Source organism: Leyella stercorea DSM 18206 (assembly GCF_000235885.1).
GTDB classification, from domain to species: domain Bacteria; phylum Bacteroidota; class Bacteroidia; order Bacteroidales; family Bacteroidaceae; genus Prevotella; species Prevotella stercorea.
The window spans coordinates 54,606-72,635 of sequence record NZ_JH379413.1; the positions used below are offsets into that span (position 1 = coordinate 54,606).

Annotated in this window: 19 protein-coding genes; 5 read left to right on the plus strand and 14 right to left on the minus strand. The window is 50.5% G+C overall.

What is annotated here, in order from left to right:
- Nucleotides 1–5: 5 nt before the first annotated feature.
- From HMPREF0673_RS05665 to HMPREF0673_RS05680, 4 genes are read left to right on the plus strand one after another with little or no spacing between them, the layout of a single operon-like run.
- Entirely contained in the window at nucleotides 6–998 is a 993-nt protein-coding gene (locus tag HMPREF0673_RS05665) for a stealth family protein (protein WP_007899269.1), read from the plus strand.
- 30 nt (nucleotides 999–1,028) lie between these two features.
- The gene (locus HMPREF0673_RS05670; RefSeq protein WP_007899270.1) at nucleotides 1,029–1,910 is read left to right on the plus strand and encodes a glycosyltransferase family 92 protein; all 882 of its coding nucleotides are present in this window, start codon (nucleotides 1,029–1,031) and stop codon (nucleotides 1,908–1,910) included.
- Between the two features lie 12 nt (nucleotides 1,911–1,922).
- A complete protein-coding gene (locus HMPREF0673_RS05675; RefSeq protein ID WP_007899272.1) occupies nucleotides 1,923–2,711 on the plus strand; it encodes a hypothetical protein in 789 nt (262 codons plus the stop codon).
- Nucleotides 2,712–2,725: 14 nt separating this feature from the next.
- A complete protein-coding gene (locus HMPREF0673_RS05680) occupies nucleotides 2,726–3,655 on the plus strand; it encodes a Stealth CR1 domain-containing protein (protein ID WP_007899274.1) in 930 nt (309 codons plus the stop codon).
- Nucleotides 3,656–3,714: 59 nt separating this feature from the next.
- Here HMPREF0673_RS05680 and HMPREF0673_RS05685 read toward each other — a convergent pair whose 3' ends face one another.
- From HMPREF0673_RS05685 to HMPREF0673_RS05745, 14 genes are all read right to left on the minus strand, one after another.
- A complete protein-coding gene (locus HMPREF0673_RS05685) occupies nucleotides 3,715–4,749 on the minus strand; it encodes a glycosyltransferase family 2 protein (RefSeq protein WP_050804951.1) in 1,035 nt (344 codons plus the stop codon).
- 294 nt (nucleotides 4,750–5,043) lie between these two features.
- Nucleotides 5,044–6,837 (minus strand): DUF4091 domain-containing protein, encoded by a 1,794-nt coding sequence (locus HMPREF0673_RS05690; protein WP_040596499.1) that lies wholly within the window; start codon nucleotides 6,835–6,837, stop codon nucleotides 5,044–5,046.
- Nucleotides 6,838–6,880: 43 nt separating this feature from the next.
- A complete protein-coding gene (locus HMPREF0673_RS14200; protein ID WP_157591642.1) occupies nucleotides 6,881–7,048 on the minus strand; it encodes a hypothetical protein in 168 nt (55 codons plus the stop codon).
- A gap of 187 nt (nucleotides 7,049–7,235) precedes the next feature.
- Nucleotides 7,236–8,201 carry a F0F1 ATP synthase subunit gamma gene (locus HMPREF0673_RS05695; RefSeq protein ID WP_007899290.1) on the minus strand — a complete coding sequence of 322 codons (966 nt, stop codon included), beginning with the start codon at nucleotides 8,199–8,201 and terminating at the stop codon, nucleotides 7,236–7,238.
- A gap of 6 nt (nucleotides 8,202–8,207) precedes the next feature.
- On the minus strand, nucleotides 8,208–9,794 hold the full coding sequence (gene atpA / locus HMPREF0673_RS05700; RefSeq protein WP_007899292.1) for a F0F1 ATP synthase subunit alpha: 1,587 nt from the start codon (nucleotides 9,792–9,794) through the stop codon (nucleotides 8,208–8,210).
- 16 nt (nucleotides 9,795–9,810) lie between these two features.
- A complete protein-coding gene (locus tag HMPREF0673_RS05705; protein WP_007899294.1) occupies nucleotides 9,811–10,344 on the minus strand; it encodes a F0F1 ATP synthase subunit delta in 534 nt (177 codons plus the stop codon).
- 9 nt (nucleotides 10,345–10,353) lie between these two features.
- A complete protein-coding gene (gene atpF, locus HMPREF0673_RS05710; RefSeq protein WP_007899296.1) occupies nucleotides 10,354–10,872 on the minus strand; it encodes a F0F1 ATP synthase subunit B in 519 nt (172 codons plus the stop codon).
- A gap of 28 nt (nucleotides 10,873–10,900) precedes the next feature.
- Nucleotides 10,901–11,143 (minus strand): ATP synthase F0 subunit C, encoded by a 243-nt coding sequence (gene atpE, locus HMPREF0673_RS05715; protein WP_007899298.1) that lies wholly within the window; start codon nucleotides 11,141–11,143, stop codon nucleotides 10,901–10,903.
- Nucleotides 11,144–11,201: 58 nt separating this feature from the next.
- Entirely contained in the window at nucleotides 11,202–12,248 is a 1,047-nt protein-coding gene (gene atpB, locus HMPREF0673_RS05720; RefSeq protein ID WP_040596501.1) for a F0F1 ATP synthase subunit A, read from the minus strand.
- 4 nt (nucleotides 12,249–12,252) lie between these two features.
- The gene (locus HMPREF0673_RS05725) at nucleotides 12,253–12,678 is read right to left on the minus strand and encodes a hypothetical protein (RefSeq protein WP_007899300.1); all 426 of its coding nucleotides are present in this window, start codon (nucleotides 12,676–12,678) and stop codon (nucleotides 12,253–12,255) included.
- 16 nt (nucleotides 12,679–12,694) lie between these two features.
- A complete protein-coding gene (gene atpC, locus HMPREF0673_RS05730; RefSeq protein WP_007899301.1) occupies nucleotides 12,695–12,937 on the minus strand; it encodes an ATP synthase F1 subunit epsilon in 243 nt (80 codons plus the stop codon).
- Between the two features lie 24 nt (nucleotides 12,938–12,961).
- Complete coding sequence (atpD, locus tag HMPREF0673_RS05735; RefSeq protein WP_007899302.1) at nucleotides 12,962–14,488, minus strand: F0F1 ATP synthase subunit beta; 1,527 nt, start codon at nucleotides 14,486–14,488, stop codon at nucleotides 12,962–12,964.
- A gap of 132 nt (nucleotides 14,489–14,620) precedes the next feature.
- Nucleotides 14,621–15,598: a 6-phosphofructokinase gene (gene pfkA, locus HMPREF0673_RS05740; RefSeq protein ID WP_007899305.1), complete on the minus strand. Its 978-nt coding sequence runs from the start codon at nucleotides 15,596–15,598 to the stop codon at nucleotides 14,621–14,623.
- Nucleotides 15,599–15,672: 74 nt separating this feature from the next.
- Complete coding sequence (locus HMPREF0673_RS05745; RefSeq protein ID WP_007899306.1) at nucleotides 15,673–17,046, minus strand: SLC13 family permease; 1,374 nt, start codon at nucleotides 17,044–17,046, stop codon at nucleotides 15,673–15,675.
- A gap of 134 nt (nucleotides 17,047–17,180) precedes the next feature.
- Here HMPREF0673_RS05745 and nudC point away from each other — a divergent pair, with 134 nt between their 5' ends.
- Nucleotides 17,181–17,951 carry an NAD(+) diphosphatase gene (nudC, locus tag HMPREF0673_RS05750; protein WP_007899307.1) on the plus strand — a complete coding sequence of 257 codons (771 nt, stop codon included), beginning with the start codon at nucleotides 17,181–17,183 and terminating at the stop codon, nucleotides 17,949–17,951.
- Nucleotides 17,952–18,030: the final 79 nt, after the last annotated feature.

The following is an 18,030-nucleotide window of genomic DNA, read 5'->3' on the forward strand; positions in this document are numbered from 1 at the left end:
TAAATATGGATATTGATTTTGTGGTTACGTGGGTCAACATGGACGACCCTGAATGGCAGAATGAATTTTCAAAATATTCGGGCAACAAGGACAACACGAAGAACGGAGTGTCGAAAGCTCGTTTCAGAGACTACGGCTTCCTGAAGTACTGGTTCCGCGGTGTGGAGAAGTTCGCACCCTGGGTCAGAAAGATACACTTCGTAACAAGCGGACAGAAGCCCGACTGGCTCGACGAGAACAATCCGAAGATACACCTCGTAAGCCATAAGGACTTCATACCCACAGAGTTTCTACCTACATACAACTCGGTGGTGATAGAACGCTACATGTACCGCATACCCGGACTGGCGGAGCACTTCGTCTACTTCAACGACGACTTCTTCATCATCAACCACATTGAAAAGGAGCGTTTCTTCAAGAATGGTCTGCCTTGCGACATAGCTGTATTCACCTACAATCCCTCATGGTCGCAATGGTATGTGCGCATAAAGAACAACATACGACTCATTAACCGCCACTTCGACAAGAAGGAAGTGATGAAACGCTGGCACGACAAGTGGTTCCACAAGAGCTACGGCACAAAGGCACGTTGGAACTATCTGCTACGTTTCTATAATAAGTTCATCACGCTACGTGTGCCACACAACGCACAACCCTATCTAAAGAGCACTTTCGAAGAGGTGTGGGCAAACGAAAGCGACGAACTTACAAGGACTTCCGTGAACCGCTTCCGCGCCTTAGACGACTACACGCCTGAGCTATTCCGTATATGGCAGATATGCAAGGGCAACTTCGAGCCTTACAACACATATCAGGACACGAAGATGTTCCCACTGATGGTGAAGTCAAAAAAAGCGATAAAAGCTATCTACGAGCAGTCGTACTCGCTTATCTGCCTGAACGACAACGTACACATACGCCACTACGAGGAGGTGATGGGAAATCTGAGAGATGCTTTCCAGAGCATCCTGCCCGAGAAATCGAGCTTCGAACGTTAAAACCCTACGATTAATCAGAACGATTAGCCTATGAACAAAGTATTAGCAGAGATAATAGCAGGAGTTATTCCGCACAAGATGACACGCAACAGATGGAGAGGTATTCTCAGATATGGCATCTTCAACGCAATCAGATTGAAGCGCGAAATCAGCAGAAACCACACCATACCAAAGTTTCAATTGGCTATCTGCGCCATCGCCAAGAACGAAGGCCCATACTTCAAAGAATGGATAGAATGGCACTTGGCTCACGGCGTAGACCAATTCTTCATCTACGACAACGAAAGCACAGACGACACTAAAGACATACTCGAACCATACATAAAGCAGGGCATTGTCGACTACAAACCATGGCCAGGCTATCGTATGCAGTTGGCAGCCTACGACGACTGTCTGGAGCGGCACCGCTTCGACGCACGCTGGATAGCATTCATCGACCTCGACGAGTTTATCGTACCCGTACAGGATGCTACGATACCCGACTTCCTGAAGCGCTTCGAGGCATTCCCGGCGGTGGAGATCAACTGGCTTGTGTACGGCAGCGGAGGCAATAAAAAGAAAAGCAATGAGGACGTAATGAAGCGATTTCGCTTCCACTCCCTACCCGACCATTACCTTAACCGCCACGTGAAGAGCATCGTGAACCCACGCCGGGTGTTCACAATGATAGGATGCCACGAGGTGGCACGCATCAACGGCAAGGCTGCCGACTCGCACGGCAATATCATCAAGAACAACTTCAGAGAGCGTACACCGCAACAGGACGTGATACGCATCAACCACTACGCCGTCAGGTCGCTTGAAGAATTCCGCGAGAAGCAGCTGCGAGGCAGAGCCAGCGGCACCAAGACATCCGTACCGATGGACTATTTCAACCAGTACGACCTCAACGACATTGAGGAGAAACAATAAACGATACACATTATGACCGAAAACAAGCATAAACAGCAGGTTGTCATCTCAATGACATCGTTCCCTGCAGCCATAAAGTTTGCAGAGCAAGCCGTGCGTTCACTCCTCAACGGCAGTGTGCTGCCCGACAAACTGATACTATATGTCACGCTGTCGCAATTCGCAGAAGGCGAAATGCCCGAAACGCTGCTTGCACTTGCAAAGCAGAACCCCGTGTTCGAGATACGCAACTACGACCGCGACATACGCTCTTATCGCAAACTGATACCGGCACTGGCTGATTTCCCCGAAGCTATCATCGTAACCGTAGACGACGATGTGTATTATCACAGACACATGCTGAAGGACTTGCTCGACCTGCACGCACAGATCCCCGACGCAATACTGGCGCACCGTGCAAAGCGCATCAAGTACGGAATGCCGTACAGGAAATGGAGCAAATACCGCTGGTATCACTTCCTCTTCAAGCGCATACACCGCAGCTTCCAGAACATCCAGACCGGCGTAGGTGGCGTGCTCTACCCTCCCCACTCGCTAAAGGCGGACATGATGGACGTAGAGCTGTTCACAAAGCTCGCACCAAGCACCGACGACATATGGTTCTGGGCGGCAGGAGCGGCAAACGGCTTCCCCGTAGTACCCGTGCCGTTCGGACATAACAAGCCGCGCGGACAACACAAGCCTAAGGAACTCTCGCTGAAAACAACAAACTTCAAGACCGGCACAGACCGCAACGTGAAGGCTTTCAACGCCATATGCGAGCACTTCCCAGAGATTAAACGACTTGTAGAAAAACAGTAAAAAGAATTAGGATTATGGATATAGACTTAGTATATCTTTGGGTCAACGGCAACGACCCGAAATGGATAGCAAAGCGCAACGCCTGCATCGGTAAGCCTACTGATAAACAGGAGAACTGTGCTGGACGCTATGCTGACAGCGGCGAGCTAAAGTACAGCTTACGATCTATAGAGAAGTACGCTCCGTGGATTCGCAAAATATTCATCGTAACTGACGAACAGGTGCCCGAATGGCTCGACACGTCGAACCCGAAGGTGCACGTGGTAGACCACAAGGAGATTATGCCCGAGGAGAGCCTGCCCTGCTTCAACTCTACATTGATAGAACATTATCTTGACAAAATACCAGGTCTCTCAGAACACTTTCTCTTCTCAAACGACGACATGTATATCAATCGTCCGGTAAGTCCTGCTACCTTCTTCGAGGCCGACGGACTGCCTATACTATACATGAACCGCAAGCCTTTCCGCAAACTTGCGCTATTCTTCCGAGATAGGGTGGTAGGCAAACCATTGAGCATGTATCTGAAAATAATCAGAAACGCTGCAGAACTTGTAGAGAAACACTACGGAACATATTATGGATGCAAACCTCATCACAACATCGACTCGTATCTGAAAAGCACAATAACGTTTGCCAACAGAAAGTTCGAGAAGGAGTTCAGCCATATGGTCCAACATCATATACGTTCTGCCGACGATGTGCAGCGAAGCGTTTATTCATACGTAGCTCTTGCCGAGAAAAAGGGACACTTACGTTACGTATCACAGTCGCATTCGTTCAGACTACACATAGACAACCACAAACTTTACGAGAAGTTTGAACGATACAATCCGGTATTCTTCTGCATGAACGATTCGGAGTTTGCTAACGACGCAGACAGAAAAGCTGCCATAGAATTCCTCGACCGACAATTCCCGAAGAAGTCGCAGTTTGAGAAATAACAATACACAAATCGCACGAAGATTACATATGTAATACTCGTGCGATTTGTTTTTAATAATCAATCTGTTTTAACTGGTCGTAGTCCTTTTGCTACTGTATAATACAACTCTTTTGCAATATTCTCCCTCGTTCCTATAGCATCATCGAAGAAACCGGTCTTTGCCAAATCTGTAATGTACTTCACCAGACTATCCGTTTGTGGTCCTTCTCCCATTTTATACAAAACCCTTGAACTACCCGTTAGAATTGCCCATTTTATATTACGACTCCACAAACGCATACGCTCCATGTTGCCAGCTTCTTCATATAGCTTCTGTGCATAATGGAGGCCCTTAAGCTGAGACATCAGACGTTCTACCCCTCCCGTAGCTTTCGATATTGATTTATGATTGACGTAATAGTAATAAAGCGGAAGATGAGTAATTGTAGCTTTCACAGGTTTTACCAACAACTCCGACCACCAGGGAATATCTTCATACTTCAATCCCTTGATAAACTTTATATCCTTTATCAAAGAGCGTTTAAACAGATGGCGCCAAACGTAGTTATGTTTTATCGGATATTTGATATCAGGATGGCGCCAGTCGGAAGCATGTTTCAAAGCATCGTCAGTAATTACTGATTTCGATAGTTTAAGGCTACACCTAAACGGGATACGCCATGGACGGACATTGATAGTGTTCATTTTCAACTTATGCATCAAGCGTAGCTGAATGTTTATATATATAACATCTTTATACCAACTCACCATATCCGTACCGTCACGCTCTATTAGCTTAACGGCAAGCTCCAAGGTCTGTGGATGTATAAAATCGTCCGAATCCACAAACATTATATACTCGGCATCAGCGATAGCCATGCCTTCATTACGGGCATGAGAGAGTCCACCATTTGCTTGATGAACCACCATAAAGCGAGAGTCTTTTGCTGCATATTCTTCAAGTATAGCAGGACAACCATCTGTAGAACCATCATCAATACAGATAGCACGCCAATGCTTATACGTTTGTTTTAAAACACTATTAAGACAACGTCGCAAATATGGTTCAACATTATAAACTGGAATAATAATATCTACCCTACTTGTGTTCATTATTGTTTGAGAGTTATATATTTATATGTATCTATTTTGCAAAGATAGCAAAAAATATTTCACCAAACCAAATTATTAATACAATTATTACCGCCACACGCTAAAGTTTTGTATTGTGCTATAATCAAATACGTTATTGCTATTTTCAATAGAAAATAAAGCAAAGGATTTTACTATTCTACAATTCGGGGGCACCCACAAATTGTTTAACATGTAAGGATAAATCATTGCTAAAATGCAAGGATATGATAAGAGGGAGTAAATTGTTAGTTTACCCCCTCTCTACTGGTATTTCTATTCATTCAACAATCGCTCCAATTCGCGCACCATTACGCCAGCATTGCGCTCCTTTTCAGCCGTCATATTGGCAGGTGTAAACTCAGCAAGCTTCTTGTTAAGGCGTGCAAGACGGTTCTTGTCGCCCGTTTTCTTGTAGTGGTTGCGCAACTGCCAAATCTTCTCGGCATCCTGCAATCCCTCTACGAGGCGTTCGAAGCGTATGCTGCTGCGCGGACCCGGGTAGATGCTGTATGTGTCGCCGGCAGCCCATGTACGGAAGCGCGAATCGCGCAGCGGGTCGCGAGTCCAGCTGTTTACCGACCAGCGCAGATAGCCGTCGTAGTCGCCTGCTACGGCATGTATGCCTATCCATGCAGCATCGGCAGGGTTAGAGAACGAGAATGTGCCGGGGAACGGCTCCGTGCAGCAAGTGTAATAGGTGCTGATCTGTCCCTTCGCACGGCGCTCCTTCAGAACGTTCTCCGGGAAGCGTGCACCGTAAGGGATGCAGAGATAGTAGAGATCGGCCTGTATCTCGTCGTGATAGTTACCGGCAAGCGTAATCTTGAAGTCGGGATCGGCGTCCTTTATCACCTTTATAGCCGCCTTCATTGCCTCCATCGAGCGCTCGTCCATAGAGATGGCGGTCTTCTCGAACCAGCCTTTCTGCTTCAGATGGCGGGCGAAATCGCGCAAGAAACTACCCCAGTACTCGGCGTATGCCTCGTCGCCGGGCTCTGCTTTGATGAACTGTACGCGGTTGGTAGCCTCGTCGTAGTAGTCGAAGCTCAGCTCCCAGGGTATCATGGTGTAGCAGGAGATGAGTCCCTTCACGCCGATTTCGTTCATCATAAAGTCGACCCAGCGGTCAAACACCGCATAGTCGTACTTCCATGAACCGTCCAAACGCTTGATGCGTGTCACCATACTGTCGAAGTGATCCTCGGTTTGTCCGTTCCACGGCTTGTGCATAATGCTGGCTGTTATGGACGAGAGTCCGGCATCAGCCACCATTTTCATTATCGGACGCATTGCATCAAAGTGTTCCTTGCTCCACAACGGCACCTTATAGTAGCGTGCTACGGCATACGGGTTCTGCCACAGGTCGAGGTTCAAGTGCCACTCGCGCGGACTGGGTAATGTGCGGTTCACGACCTGTAGGCTGAGATTGAGCACCTTGTCGTCCATACCGCCGCCACGCACGGTGATTGTGCCGGTGTATGTGCCGGGCTTAGCGTCCTCCGGCACCCACACGTTCACCCACAGAGGCTGCGCCGTCTTGCGCTGCACGGGCAGCCACTTGTTGATGTCGAGCGCGTCGGCAACGATAGACGAGTCCCACTCCGCCTTGTTCTCGCGGCATCCGCAGCCGCCCTTGCCGTCCTTGTTCAACTCGTCGGTCATCACGTAGCGCACGAAGTGGGAGCGCACCTTCGAGGCCGGAATGACATTTGCGCCCGAACGCAGGTCGCTCACGAGCATCTCCACATCGTTCAGATCAGTATTCGTCCAAAGTACAGCCTGTGCATTTATGCGCTCGCCACGCCACGCTTTCAGCGTGCAAGCGTTGCTGAGTTTCGCAAGCTGCGGCACATGATGCTTGCCGTAGCGCACGTCGGTTGATGCCCAACTGAGCATTACGGGCGACTTCATTGCAGCCCACTTGGCATCCGCGTCGTGCGGCTTGGTGTCCGTCAGCTCCTCGTATTGACCCAACGGGAACTCCTCTGCCTGCATACTACGCTGCGCAGAAGCGGTGAGTGCACAGAAGAGCAGACCTGAAGAAAGCAGATAATGTCTTACGTTCATTGTTATTGTTTTGAGATTAGTTATTATTCTGAATATAATTTTGCTACTGTTTGGGGTGTGTCGTGATAGAATGAGCATGTAATGTCGCACCTCTGATGGCGTGCGTCGGTCGGTGCGGACGTCTGCGTCGGTCGGTGCGGATGTCTGCGTCGGTCGGTGCGGATGTCTGCATCGGTCGGTGCGGATGGCAGAAACATAATACAATGGTCATTATATCTTGAGATAAACCCGCATTGACATGCAAATATACAGAAAATAAATGGTATTGCTGCGGTTTACGTGCATAAAAAGCCAATAGCCTACTGGTAATGCCTTAATATATAAACAAAAAACAGAAAGGAGAAGCCATTGATTGACTTCTCCTTTCTGTATTATAGTATTTGCTGGAGCTTGCGCCTTTAGTTGTTGACACTGCCACCAACGATGTCGAGCAGCTCGCTCGTGATGGCTTGCTGGCGACTCTTGTTGTATTGCAGATTGAGCTCGCGCAAAATCTCGTCGGCATTGTCCGTAGCGGTCTGCATGGCAACCATACGTGCGGCGTGTTCGCTGGCGATGCTGTCAAGCAGTGCCGTGTACACCATCAGGTGCAAGTACTTCGGGATGAGCTTCGTGAGCATGGTGTTCATGTCCGGTTCTACGAGGAAGTTGTCGTTCAGCGGAACGGCCTCCTTGTGTTCACTCTTCCTCTCCTCCTCCTTGCGCTTGATGTACTCCTGCGCCTTCTTTGTAATGACGTTGGATGTCAGGTCGCGCTCGTGGTCGCGCTTCAGCTCCTCCTCGATGTCAATCGGCAGGAACGGCTTGCGTGTGAGAATCTGCGAACCAGCACTCTTGAAGTGGTGGTAGATCATCTCTACGCGGTCGTACTCGCCGCTGATAAACTTCTCGCCCAGCTCGCGCGCTATGGTGATGCAGTCGTTGGCGTTGGGTTTCTCGGCAAGCGCAGTGAAGTCGCCAGCCACGTTAAGCCCCATCTTAACCGCCTTCTCAGCCACCTTGCGACCTATCGGGTAGATTACGATGTTCTCCTTACCCAATTCGGCGTACTCGTCCACTACGTGCTGCAGGAGGCGTATAACGTTGGCGTTGAAACCTCCACACAGGCTGCTGTTAGACGCATATACCACCAATGCCACGCGCTTCACCAGTCTCACCTCGTTGAGCACCGTGCGTGCATCGGTCTCCGATGCAAGGAATGTCTTGAGGATATGTTCCAGGAGTGTCTCGTAAGGAAGCATATTCTCAATCATTGTCTGCGCATGATGCAGCTTCGAGGAAGCCACCATCTTCATCGCACTCGTAATCTTGCGGGTGCTGTTGACAGATGATATTCGGTTTTTAATCTCTTTGAGCGACGGCATAAGCAATTAGTTTTTATACTGACCAGCGATGTCTGCCATTGTCTGTTCGATGACAGCGGTGAGTTGATCGTCAAGCTTACCACTTCCGAGTGCTTCGATAACGTCCTGATGAACAGAGCGCATCTTCTCAAGGAAGGCATCCTGACACTCACGCACCTTCTCTACTGGCACAGCGTGCATCAATCCGTGCGTACCGCAATAGATGATAGCTACCTGCTCGCCTACAGGCATCGGTGAATACTGAGGCTGTATGAGGAGCTGGTTGTTCTTACGTCCGCGGTCGATAGTCATGGCTGTCACGGCATCCATGTCGCTTGAGAACTTGGAGAATGCCTCAAGCTCGCGATACTGAGCCATATCGATCTTCAGCGTACCGGCAACCTTCTTCATACTCTTGATCTGAGCCGAGCCACCTACACGTGATACGGAGATACCTACGTTGACGGCAGGACGGAAGCCCTGGTTGAAGAGGTCACTCTCGAGGTAGATCTGACCGTCGGTGATAGAGATAACGTTGGTCGGGATGTAAGCCGACACGTCACCAGCCTGAGTCTCGATGATAGGAAGCGCGGTGAGCGAACCACCACCCTTCACGTGTCCCTTCATACATTCCGGCAGGTCGTTCATCTGCTCTGCCACCTCCTGCTGGTCGTTGATGCGTGCAGCACGCTCCAACAGACGGCTGTGCAGGTAGAACACGTCGCCCGGGTAAGCCTCACGTCCAGAAGGACGGCGCAGGATGAGCGACACCTCACGGTAGGCAACAGCCTGCTTCGAGAGGTCGTCGTACACTACGAGAGCCGAGTAGCCACGGTCGCGGAAGTACTCGCCGATAGCCGCACCGGCGAACGGTGCGTAGTACTGCATGGCAGCCGGGTCGGCAGCCGTAGCCGCAACAACGATGGTATAAGGCATAGCACCATGCTGCTTCAAGTTCTCAACAAGAGCCGCAACGGTAGATGCCTTCTGTCCGATTGCCACATATATACAATATACGGGCTTACCAGCCTCGTAGAAACTCTTCTGGTTGATGATGGTGTCGACAGCAATGGCAGTCTTACCGGTCTGACGGTCGCCGATGATAAGCTCACGCTGACCGCGTCCGATAGGAATCATCGAGTCGACCGACTTCAAACCTGTCTGCAGCGGTTCCTTCACCGGCTGGCGATAGATCACACCAGGTGCCTTGCGGTCCAGCGGCATCTCAAAAGAGTCGGTAAGGTCTATCTCGCCCTTGCCGTCAATGGCCTGACCAAGAGGATTGATGACACGACCGAGCATATTGTCGTTCACGTTGATTGACGCAATACGCTTTGTACGCTTCACAACCATGCCCTCCTTGATGCCGTCGGTAGAACCGAGAAGCACACAACCTACGTTGTCCTCCTCAAGGTTCATCACGATAGCCATTGTGCCGTTCTCGAATTCGAGAAGCTCGTTGGCTTCAGCGTTGCGCAAACCATAGATACGCGCTACGCCATCGCTCACTTCGAGCACAGTGCCCACCTCGTCGAACTTATTGCCGTTGTTAAGGCCCTTAAGCTGCTCGAGGAGCACCTGTGACACTTCGCTTGGTTTAATTTTATCTGACATAGAAATTAATCTTTATTTAATTAAGCTGCGACAATATGGTGTTGAGCTGCGACTTCACGCTTGCGTCCATGCGATAGGTGTCGTACTCGAGTACGAATCCGCCTATGAGTTCGGGCTTCACATTGGTCTTAAACTCAACAGTGCCATTTGTCTTACTTTCTACCAACCGACGCAACTTAGCCTCTGTCTGCGAGTCGAGAGTTGTGGCGGTAGTTAATTTAGCACTAATTAGATTGTTATGCTTTCTGTACAACGTAATAAACGAGTTAGCTATAAATTGCATGATACGCTCACGTCCCTCCTTCAGTACGAGTCCGAAGAACGTACGTGTGAGTTCGCATGAAGCGCCACCTGCCGCAGCTATCAGCAAGTCTCCTTTCTGCTGTCTCGACAGCATCGGATTGTCTATGGTAGCCTTGAACTGCGGCACCTTGGCATAGCTTTCCAACACCGTGAGCATATCGTTGTACACACGGTCGGACACACCTGCCTCAATGCCAGCCTTAAGCAAGGCTCGAGCATATCTTACCGATATTAATCCTAAATCCATAGCCTACACTTATTTATTATTTAATGTAACCTCGTCAAGCATCTGATTAATATAATCCATCTGTGCTGCATCAGTGCCGAGCTTCTTTCTGAGAATCTTCTCCGAAACCTCAACACTCAATATGGCTACTTGCTCGCGGAGCTCGCTGATAGCAGCTTGCTTCTGCGCCTCGATTTCGGCTTTCGCCTCACTAAGGATGCGTGCACTCTCCTCTCGCGCCTTCTCCTGAGCTTTCTCCACAATAGCATCACGAGTGGTAGCAGCCTCTTTCAGTATAGAGGCTTGCTTCTCTCGTGCTTCCTGAAGCATAGCCTCACTCTCTTGCTTGATGTTCTCGAGTTGTGAAGCGGCCTGTTCTGCCTTCTTCAAGCTCTCGTTGATGTACTTGCTGCGCTTGTCTACCATTGCAATAATGGCAGGGAAACCCTTGCGCGACAGTACGAAGTAGACCACCAGAAATGCCAGCAGCATCCAGAAGAGGAGTCCGAGTTCAGGAGTTAGTATTGATGGTAATGTATCAAAATTCATTTGCTATAATTTACACGATGACCTGTTCCTACTTGATAAGGAAGGCGCAAGCTACGATGGCAAACAAAGCACAACCCTCTACGAAAGCAGAGGTAAGAATCATGTTTGTCTGGATTTTGCCAGTAGCCTCTGGCTGACGAGCGATAGCATCCATTGCGCTGCTACCAATCTTACCAATACCCAAACCTGCGCCGATTGTTGCAATACCTGCTCCGAGACCGCAGCCCAGCTGTGCCAGACCTTCAGCAGCCAAAAGTGATGAAATAATCATAGTTCTTTAGTTTTTTAAATTATTATTTTTTACTGTTAATATTTATTCTCTTAAGCTTTTAAGCCTCTGCCTCCTCGTCTTTCTGAGCCAGTCCGATGAAGACCGCACTCAGCAGCGTGAAGACATAAGCCTGAACGAATGCTACAAGCACCTCAAGCATGTTCATGAACAGCATCATGATGATGCTCACTGTGTTCAGTCCGATACCATAACCCACACCAAGCGACCATCCGAGGAATATCACGCAAGTGAAGCTAAGGATGATTGCGTGTCCTGCCATCATGTTGGCAAAGAGACGCACCATGAGGGCAAACGGCTTTGTGAACACGCCGAAGAACTCTATCACTGGCATCAACGGCACCGGAGCCTTCAGAAACACCGGTACGTGCGGCCAGAAGATATCCTTCCAGTACTCCTTGTTGCCGAACAGGTTGATGGCAATCATCGTACACATAGCGAGGAAGAACGTGATGTTGATATTGCCAGTCACGTTAGCTCCGCCGGGGAATATCGGGAGGAGTCCCAACAAGTTGGTTGTGAAGATGAAGAAGAACACTGTGAGCAAGTATGGAGCGAACGGCTTGAAGCGTTTCTCGCCGATTGCTGCCTTGATAACATCATCGTAGATAGTCATAACGAACATCTCCATCAAACCGACAAATCCTCTCGGAGCCTCGCTCTTCTCGTCTCTGTTCTTGTACCAATGTGCACAATAGAGGAACACCGCAATGAGCACGAACACAACAATCCATATCTGTGCTACGGTTTTTGTTATGCTCAGGTCGAGCGGTCTTACGCTTGTGCCGTCGGGCATCTTCTCGTAGATCTTGCCATGATGCTCAGCGTCAAAGAAGTAGTTGGCGGGCAGATTCTCCGCAGTACACAGCGTCCAGTCGCCTGTAGCCGAACTGCGTACGATTATAGGCAATGGTATGCTTAGACTCTTTCCTTCATACGAAGCGATATGCCACTCGTATGAGTCGGAAAGGTGCTCAAGAACCATCTCTGGTATGTCGATCTGTCCCTCTTTCTGATGCGAGGCGTTAGCCGCGAGTGGCATGAGCATCACCACCAGGAGTACGATTAATGACCTTATCTGTTTCATTATTTTATTTGTTTTCATTGTCACACGATGTGTGAGAATTTGATATGCGCGCGAAGAACACTGAGTTGTGTATCATTATGGCAAAATAGTAACCCATGAACACCAGGCAGTACTCCATCATCGCGTCACGACCTACCACGAAGTAGCACACAACTAAGGTTGCCAATGCCAACAACATACGAAAGCCCGACACTGCGGTGTAGAATGTGGGCAAGCCGTCGTCGCCTGCCTGTCGCACCTTGCCCCATACGAGAGCATCGACCGACTCCACCACCACTGCGAACGACAATGCGACAATGGTAGGCACTGTAAGGTTGCCTACGTTTGTCAGCAATGAGAGCAGTACGGGTATCAGCGTGACAACTGCCAGGAGGCAAAGCGACTGCAGTATGTACCGGCGACTGATGCCTTTGATTTCTTCTTTCAACATGTCATTGTACGTTTCGTCAGAGTTCAACACAGATATTCACGTTGTTCTTCTGCACTTCGACGAAACCGCCGTTAACCATCTGTTCGTGTCTGCCTTCAGAGTCTTGATAGACCAGCCTTCCCTTTTCGAGTGTGGAAATGATAGGCGCGTGGTTGACGAGGATTTCGAACTCGCCGCTTGTGCCGGGAACGACAACGCGCTCCACTGCTCCGTCAAATACCACCTTTTCGGGGGAAACGATTTTCAAATTCAAACTCATAGATACAAAACATTAATGATGATGTTAACCCTTGGCTGCCTCAAGCAGTCGCTTACCCTTAGCAATAGCGTCCTCAATGGTTCCCACGTTGAGGAATGCCTGCTCCGGCAGGTTGTCTACCTCTCCGTCGAGAATCATGTTGAAGCCCTTGATGGTGTCCTCGATAGAAACCATCACGCCCGGTATGCCGGTGAACTGCTCGGCTACGGCGAACGGCTGTGAGAGGAAGCGCTGAACGCGACGTGCGCGGTTCACGGTGAGTTTGTCCTCGTCAGAGAGCTCGTCCATACCAAGGATGGCGATGATGTCCTGCAACTCCTTGTAGCGCTGCAAAATCTGCTTTACGCGCTGTGCGCACTCGTAGTGAGCTTTGCCCACGATGAGCGGGTCGAGGATACGCGATGTAGAGCCTAACGGGTCGACAGCTGGATAGATACCAAGCTCGGTGATCTTACGCGAAAGCTCGGTTGTTGCGTCGAGGTGTGTAAATGTTGTGGCAGGAGCCGGGTCTGTCAAGTCGTCGGCTGGCACATACACCGCCTGTACTGATGTGATAGAACCCTTCTTTGTAGAGGTGATGCGCTCCTGCATCTTACCCATCTCGCTGGCAAGTGTAGGCTGATAACCCACAGCTGACGGCATACGGCCGAGCAGAGCCGACACCTCAGAACCTGCCTGTGTAAAGCGGAAGATGTTGTCGATGAAGAACATGATGTCGGCTGCTTCGCCGTCCTTGCCTCCATGGTCGCGGAACTCCTCTGCCACGGTAAGTCCTGAGAGCGCAACAGAAGCACGTGCTCCTGGCGGCTCGTTCATCTGTCCGTAGACAAGTGTCGCCTGACTCTTCTTTAGTTCCTCTGGGTCGACAAGCGAGAGGTCCCATTTGCCCTCCTCCATAGCCTTTCTGAACTTCTCGCCGTAGCGTATTACGCCCGACTCAAGCATGTCGCGGATAAGGTCGTTGCCCTCACGTGTACGCTCGCCTACGCCGGCGAACACCGAGTAGCCGTTGTGTCCCTTGGCGATGTTGTTGATAAGCTCCATGATGAGCACGGTCTTGCCTACGCCGGCACCGCCGAACAGACCGATCTTACCACCCTTCATGTAAGGCTCGAGGAGGTCGATGACCTTGATACCCGTAGCGAGCATCTCCTTGTGTGTAGACAGGTCTTCGAACTTCGGTGCCTCGCGGTGGATAGGATAAGCGCCCTCCATATCGAGCTTGCTCATACCATCAATAGGCTGACCGATTACGTTCATCATACGGCCCTTGATTTGTTCACCTGCCGGCATAAGGATAGCGTTGCCTGTAGGCACCACTTCCAAACCGCGTTGCAAACCGTCGGTGTTGTCCATTGCTACGCAACGAACCGTATCCTCACCGATGTGCTGCTGAACCTCAATGATAAGCTCCTGTCCGTTAGGACGCTTGAGCTTCAGCGCTTCGTGTATTTTAGGCAGTACCTCTTCTGCGTTCTTACCAGCCGTATCGAAGTAAACGTCGATAACAGGACCGATAATCTGTGAGATGTGCCCATTGAGTTGTGACATACTATATTTATTTAAATTTTTAATTCCGCTGCAAATATAACAACTATATCGTTATAGAAAAAACTATTTAATATTTATTGTACTTTCTTGCACCAAATCAACCAATACCGTGGTGGGTTTTTACCACTATTGTTAGATACTGAGCTCGTCGAGCACCTGGATGAGCTTGCGGTCGAACGGCTTGTCGCTGCGAATAGCCTCGCTCAGTGGCACGTAGACAATCTCGTTGTTGCGCACGCCAATCATCACGTTGCGTTGTCCCTGCATGATTGCTTCGATAGCGCCAACGCCGGTGCGCGATGCGAGGATGCGGTCGTGTGCCGACGGGCGTCCGCCGCGCTGCAAGTGGCCGAGAATAGACACGCGCACGTCGTACTGCGGGAACTCGTTGCGCACGCGCTCTGCGTAGTACATGGCGCCGCACTTCGGGCTTTCAGACACTATGACGATGCAGCTCTTCTTCGACTTGCGTATGCCGCGCTCCATGAAGCGTGCCAACTGGTCGACGTCGGTAGAGTCTTCGGGGATGATGGCAGCCTCAGCGCCGCTTGCGATGGCTGAGTTCTGTGCGAGGAAGCCTGCGTCGCGGCCCATCACTTCGATGAAGAAGATGCGCTCGTGGCTCTGCGCTGTGTCGCGGATGCGGTCTACACACTCTACGATGGTGTTCATTGTGGTGTCATATCCGATTGTAGAGTCGGTGCCGTAGAGGTCGTTGTCGATTGTGCCTGGCAGACCGATGCAGCAGACGTCGTACTTCTTAGCGAACTCCATTGCGCCGGTGAGCGAGCCGTTACCGCCTATGACGACGAGGGCGTCGATGCCGTGTGCCTGCATCTGCTGGTAAGCCTTCTCCTTGCCTTCGTCTGTCATGAACTCCTTTGAGCGTGCTGTCTTCAGGATTGTACCGCCCGACATGATGATGCCGCTCACGTTCTCTGTAGTGAAGTCTTCTATCTCGCCATTGATAAGTCCGTCGTATCCTCGATAGATGCCTTTTATATTATATCCGTTACAAATACCTGCACGTGTCACCGCTCTGATGGCGGCGTTCATTCCCGGTGCATCGCCACCTGAGGTGAGCACACCGATTGTCTTTATTCTTGCCATTGTTATCAAATTATTATATTGGTTTTGGGTTCTTTTTTCACCTTATTATATATATATAGCGAGCTCTCCCCGCCTTACATCAGCATGATGTACATAGCGACGAGTCCTACAGTGGCAGCTGCGAATGCCACCAAGCCCACATTTCTGAAGTACCAGCCGAGCGGTATGCGCTCCATCTTCATCAGCGCCAATCCAGTGATGCTTCCGATACACAGGATATTGCCGCCTACCGCCGAGGCGTATGCCATCATCTTCCAGAACGCACCGTTCTGCGCATACACTGTCGCCTGCACGCTGTCAGCCACATCGCGCAGCGACACCATCGTCATGAGCGACATAAAGTTGTCGAGCACGCTGCTGAGCATCTGTGTGAAAAATCCGAGCACGAGCAGATTGCTCATGTATCGGTCAACTAACTGCGCCATGTACGCTGCCACACCGGTCTCTCTCACGAAACCTACGATGAGCATTATGCCGAGCACGAAGAGCATCATCTGTATCACGCCGTACTGCAACACGCGCGGCACACGACGTTGTATCATCTCGTCGGTGTTCATCAGTTTGCGGTTCACAATCTCGTTCACTATCCACAGAACGCAGAGCACGCAGAGTGCTCCGAGGAACGGACTGAGTTTCGTGATGCTGTGGAACGTGGGGATAAACCATAGTCCGCCGATGCCCACGAAAAGCATCACGACGCGCTGCCATACGTTCAGACGTGTGTCGTCGCCACGATACGGGAGCACTATCCATTGTGTCTCGATGCGTGTAGGTAGCTGTCTGCCTATCCAAAAGATGGGCACGAGCCACGCTATGAGACAGGGCAGAGCCATCGAAGCCGAGAAGTTGGAGGCGGTGACGGCACCCATATTCCACAGAACGATGCCCGAAGGGTCGCCGATAACGGTGAGCGCACCGCCACAGTTGGCGGATATCACTATGGCACAACCGAGCAGCACACGCTGCCGCTGCCGTATCACGACATCGTGCATAATGGTGAGCATCATAACGGTTGTGGTGAGGTTGTCGAGGTTGGCTGATATGAGGAACGTCACAACGGAGAGTGTCCACAGCATACGCTGACTGCTACGTGTGCGCAGCAGCTGTGAAATAAAGTCGAAGCATCCGTTGTTCTGCAATATCTCTACGATAACCATCGTAGCCAGCAAAAAGAGCACTATCTCTGAAGCCTTGCCTACATACTTGAGGAACACGTTGTAGGCTATGAACTGCTTCACGTCTGCCGACGACGACTCGGCTCCACCGAGGAACGTAGCATAGTCGACGGCGTGCTGCCCCATCACAAAGTCGGCACCGAAACAGACATAGAGTATCCAGCCGAGTGTACCTACAAAGATGGCAACCGCAGCTTTGTTGATATTGGTGTACTTTTCTGTAGCAATCAGAAGAGAACCAATAATTAATACCGTAACGATTAATAGTATCATAATGTAGCCTTCCTACAAAGGTTTTAGTGATTGCAAAGGTACAAAAATCTTTGGATTATACAAGATTTCATTCTTTTTTTATATAAAAAGCAGTAACTTTGTAGCACTAACATCAATTTTAAAACACACATTATATGGCATACTGGTTTGTTTTCTGTCGTGGAGACGTGCTTCTGGAACGACGCGCCGACGGCACTCACACCATTCCGAGTGGCGAGCAGCCTCCCATCGGCGTGACATCAGACACTCACATCCTTAACGTTTCGCCTATGGACGACGGCACCCCGGTGAAGGCTTTCGCCATCGACGAGGTGGGGGGCGACCCACGCTACGAGATGTGCGGACTGCGCCAATCGTTCTACAAACTCCCGCTGCCGCTCTATCTAAAGGCAGGCAAGGCGCAGGAGCTACTCTACTGGGACCGCAACACGCGCTTCTGTGGCGTATGCGGTGCGCCGATGGAGATGAACACCGACATATCGAAGCGATGCCCCAACTGCGGCAAGACAGTGTGGCCGCAGCTCGCCACGGCTATCATCGTGCTCATAAACCGCGGCGACGACCTGCTGCTGGTGCACGCGCGCAACTTCAAGACCGACTTCTACGGCTGCATAGCCGGATTCGTAGAGACGGGCGAGTCGCTTGAAGAGACGGTCAGACGTGAGGTGATGGAGGAGACGCAACTCACTATAAAGAACCTGCGCTACTTCAAGTCGCAGCCCTGGCCCTACCCTTGCGGACTGATGGTGGGCTTCTTCGCCGAATACGAGAGCGGCGAGCTGAAGCTACAGGACGAGGAACTCTCGCGCGGCGGATGGTTCAACAAGCACTCGCTGCCTACGATACCCGAGAAACTGAGTCTGGCACGTATGCTTATCGACGATTGGCTGGAGCGAAACAAATAGGCAGCTATTGCAAGCGGGCATGTCAAAACTACAGAATTGCGACGAAAGGCTAACTGTAGGAGGCTACGGCATTCCTGCC

What these genes read in the sequence shown, in the direction of transcription:
- atpD (WP_007899302.1), bottom strand. Translation starts at nt 14,488, where the DNA reads ATGTCACAACTCAATGGGCACATCTCACAGATTATCGGTCCTGTTATC.
- HMPREF0673_RS05690 (WP_040596499.1), bottom strand. Translation starts at nt 6,837, where the DNA reads ATGAACGTAAGACATTATCTGCTTTCTTCAGGTCTGCTCTTCTGTGCA.
- HMPREF0673_RS05705 (WP_007899294.1), bottom strand. Translation starts at nt 10,344, where the DNA reads ATGGATTTAGGATTAATATCGGTAAGATATGCTCGAGCCTTGCTTAAG.
- pfkA (WP_007899305.1), bottom strand. Translation starts at nt 15,598, where the DNA reads ATGGCAAGAATAAAGACAATCGGTGTGCTCACCTCAGGTGGCGATGCA.
- nudC (WP_007899307.1), top strand. Translation starts at nt 17,181, where the DNA reads ATGGCATACTGGTTTGTTTTCTGTCGTGGAGACGTGCTTCTGGAACGA.
- atpB (WP_040596501.1), bottom strand. Translation starts at nt 12,248, where the DNA reads ATGAAACAGATAAGGTCATTAATCGTACTCCTGGTGGTGATGCTCATG.
- HMPREF0673_RS14200 (WP_157591642.1), bottom strand. Translation starts at nt 7,048, where the DNA reads ATGACCATTGTATTATGTTTCTGCCATCCGCACCGACCGATGCAGACA.
- HMPREF0673_RS05695 (WP_007899290.1), bottom strand. Translation starts at nt 8,201, where the DNA reads ATGCCGTCGCTCAAAGAGATTAAAAACCGAATATCATCTGTCAACAGC.
- atpE (WP_007899298.1), bottom strand. Translation starts at nt 11,143, where the DNA reads ATGATTATTTCATCACTTTTGGCTGCTGAAGGTCTGGCACAGCTGGGC.
- HMPREF0673_RS05675 (WP_007899272.1), top strand. Translation starts at nt 1,923, where the DNA reads ATGACCGAAAACAAGCATAAACAGCAGGTTGTCATCTCAATGACATCG.
- atpC (WP_007899301.1), bottom strand. Translation starts at nt 12,937, where the DNA reads ATGAGTTTGAATTTGAAAATCGTTTCCCCCGAAAAGGTGGTATTTGAC.
- HMPREF0673_RS05725 (WP_007899300.1), bottom strand. Translation starts at nt 12,678, where the DNA reads ATGTTGAAAGAAGAAATCAAAGGCATCAGTCGCCGGTACATACTGCAG.
- atpA (WP_007899292.1), bottom strand. Translation starts at nt 9,794, where the DNA reads ATGTCAGATAAAATTAAACCAAGCGAAGTGTCACAGGTGCTCCTCGAG.
- HMPREF0673_RS05665 (WP_007899269.1), top strand. Translation starts at nt 6, where the DNA reads ATGGATATTGATTTTGTGGTTACGTGGGTCAACATGGACGACCCTGAA.
- HMPREF0673_RS05685 (WP_050804951.1), bottom strand. Translation starts at nt 4,749, where the DNA reads ATGAACACAAGTAGGGTAGATATTATTATTCCAGTTTATAATGTTGAA.
- HMPREF0673_RS05745 (WP_007899306.1), bottom strand. Translation starts at nt 17,046, where the DNA reads ATGATACTATTAATCGTTACGGTATTAATTATTGGTTCTCTTCTGATT.
- HMPREF0673_RS05680 (WP_007899274.1), top strand. Translation starts at nt 2,726, where the DNA reads ATGGATATAGACTTAGTATATCTTTGGGTCAACGGCAACGACCCGAAA.
- atpF (WP_007899296.1), bottom strand. Translation starts at nt 10,872, where the DNA reads ATGAATTTTGATACATTACCATCAATACTAACTCCTGAACTCGGACTC.
- HMPREF0673_RS05670 (WP_007899270.1), top strand. Translation starts at nt 1,029, where the DNA reads ATGAACAAAGTATTAGCAGAGATAATAGCAGGAGTTATTCCGCACAAG.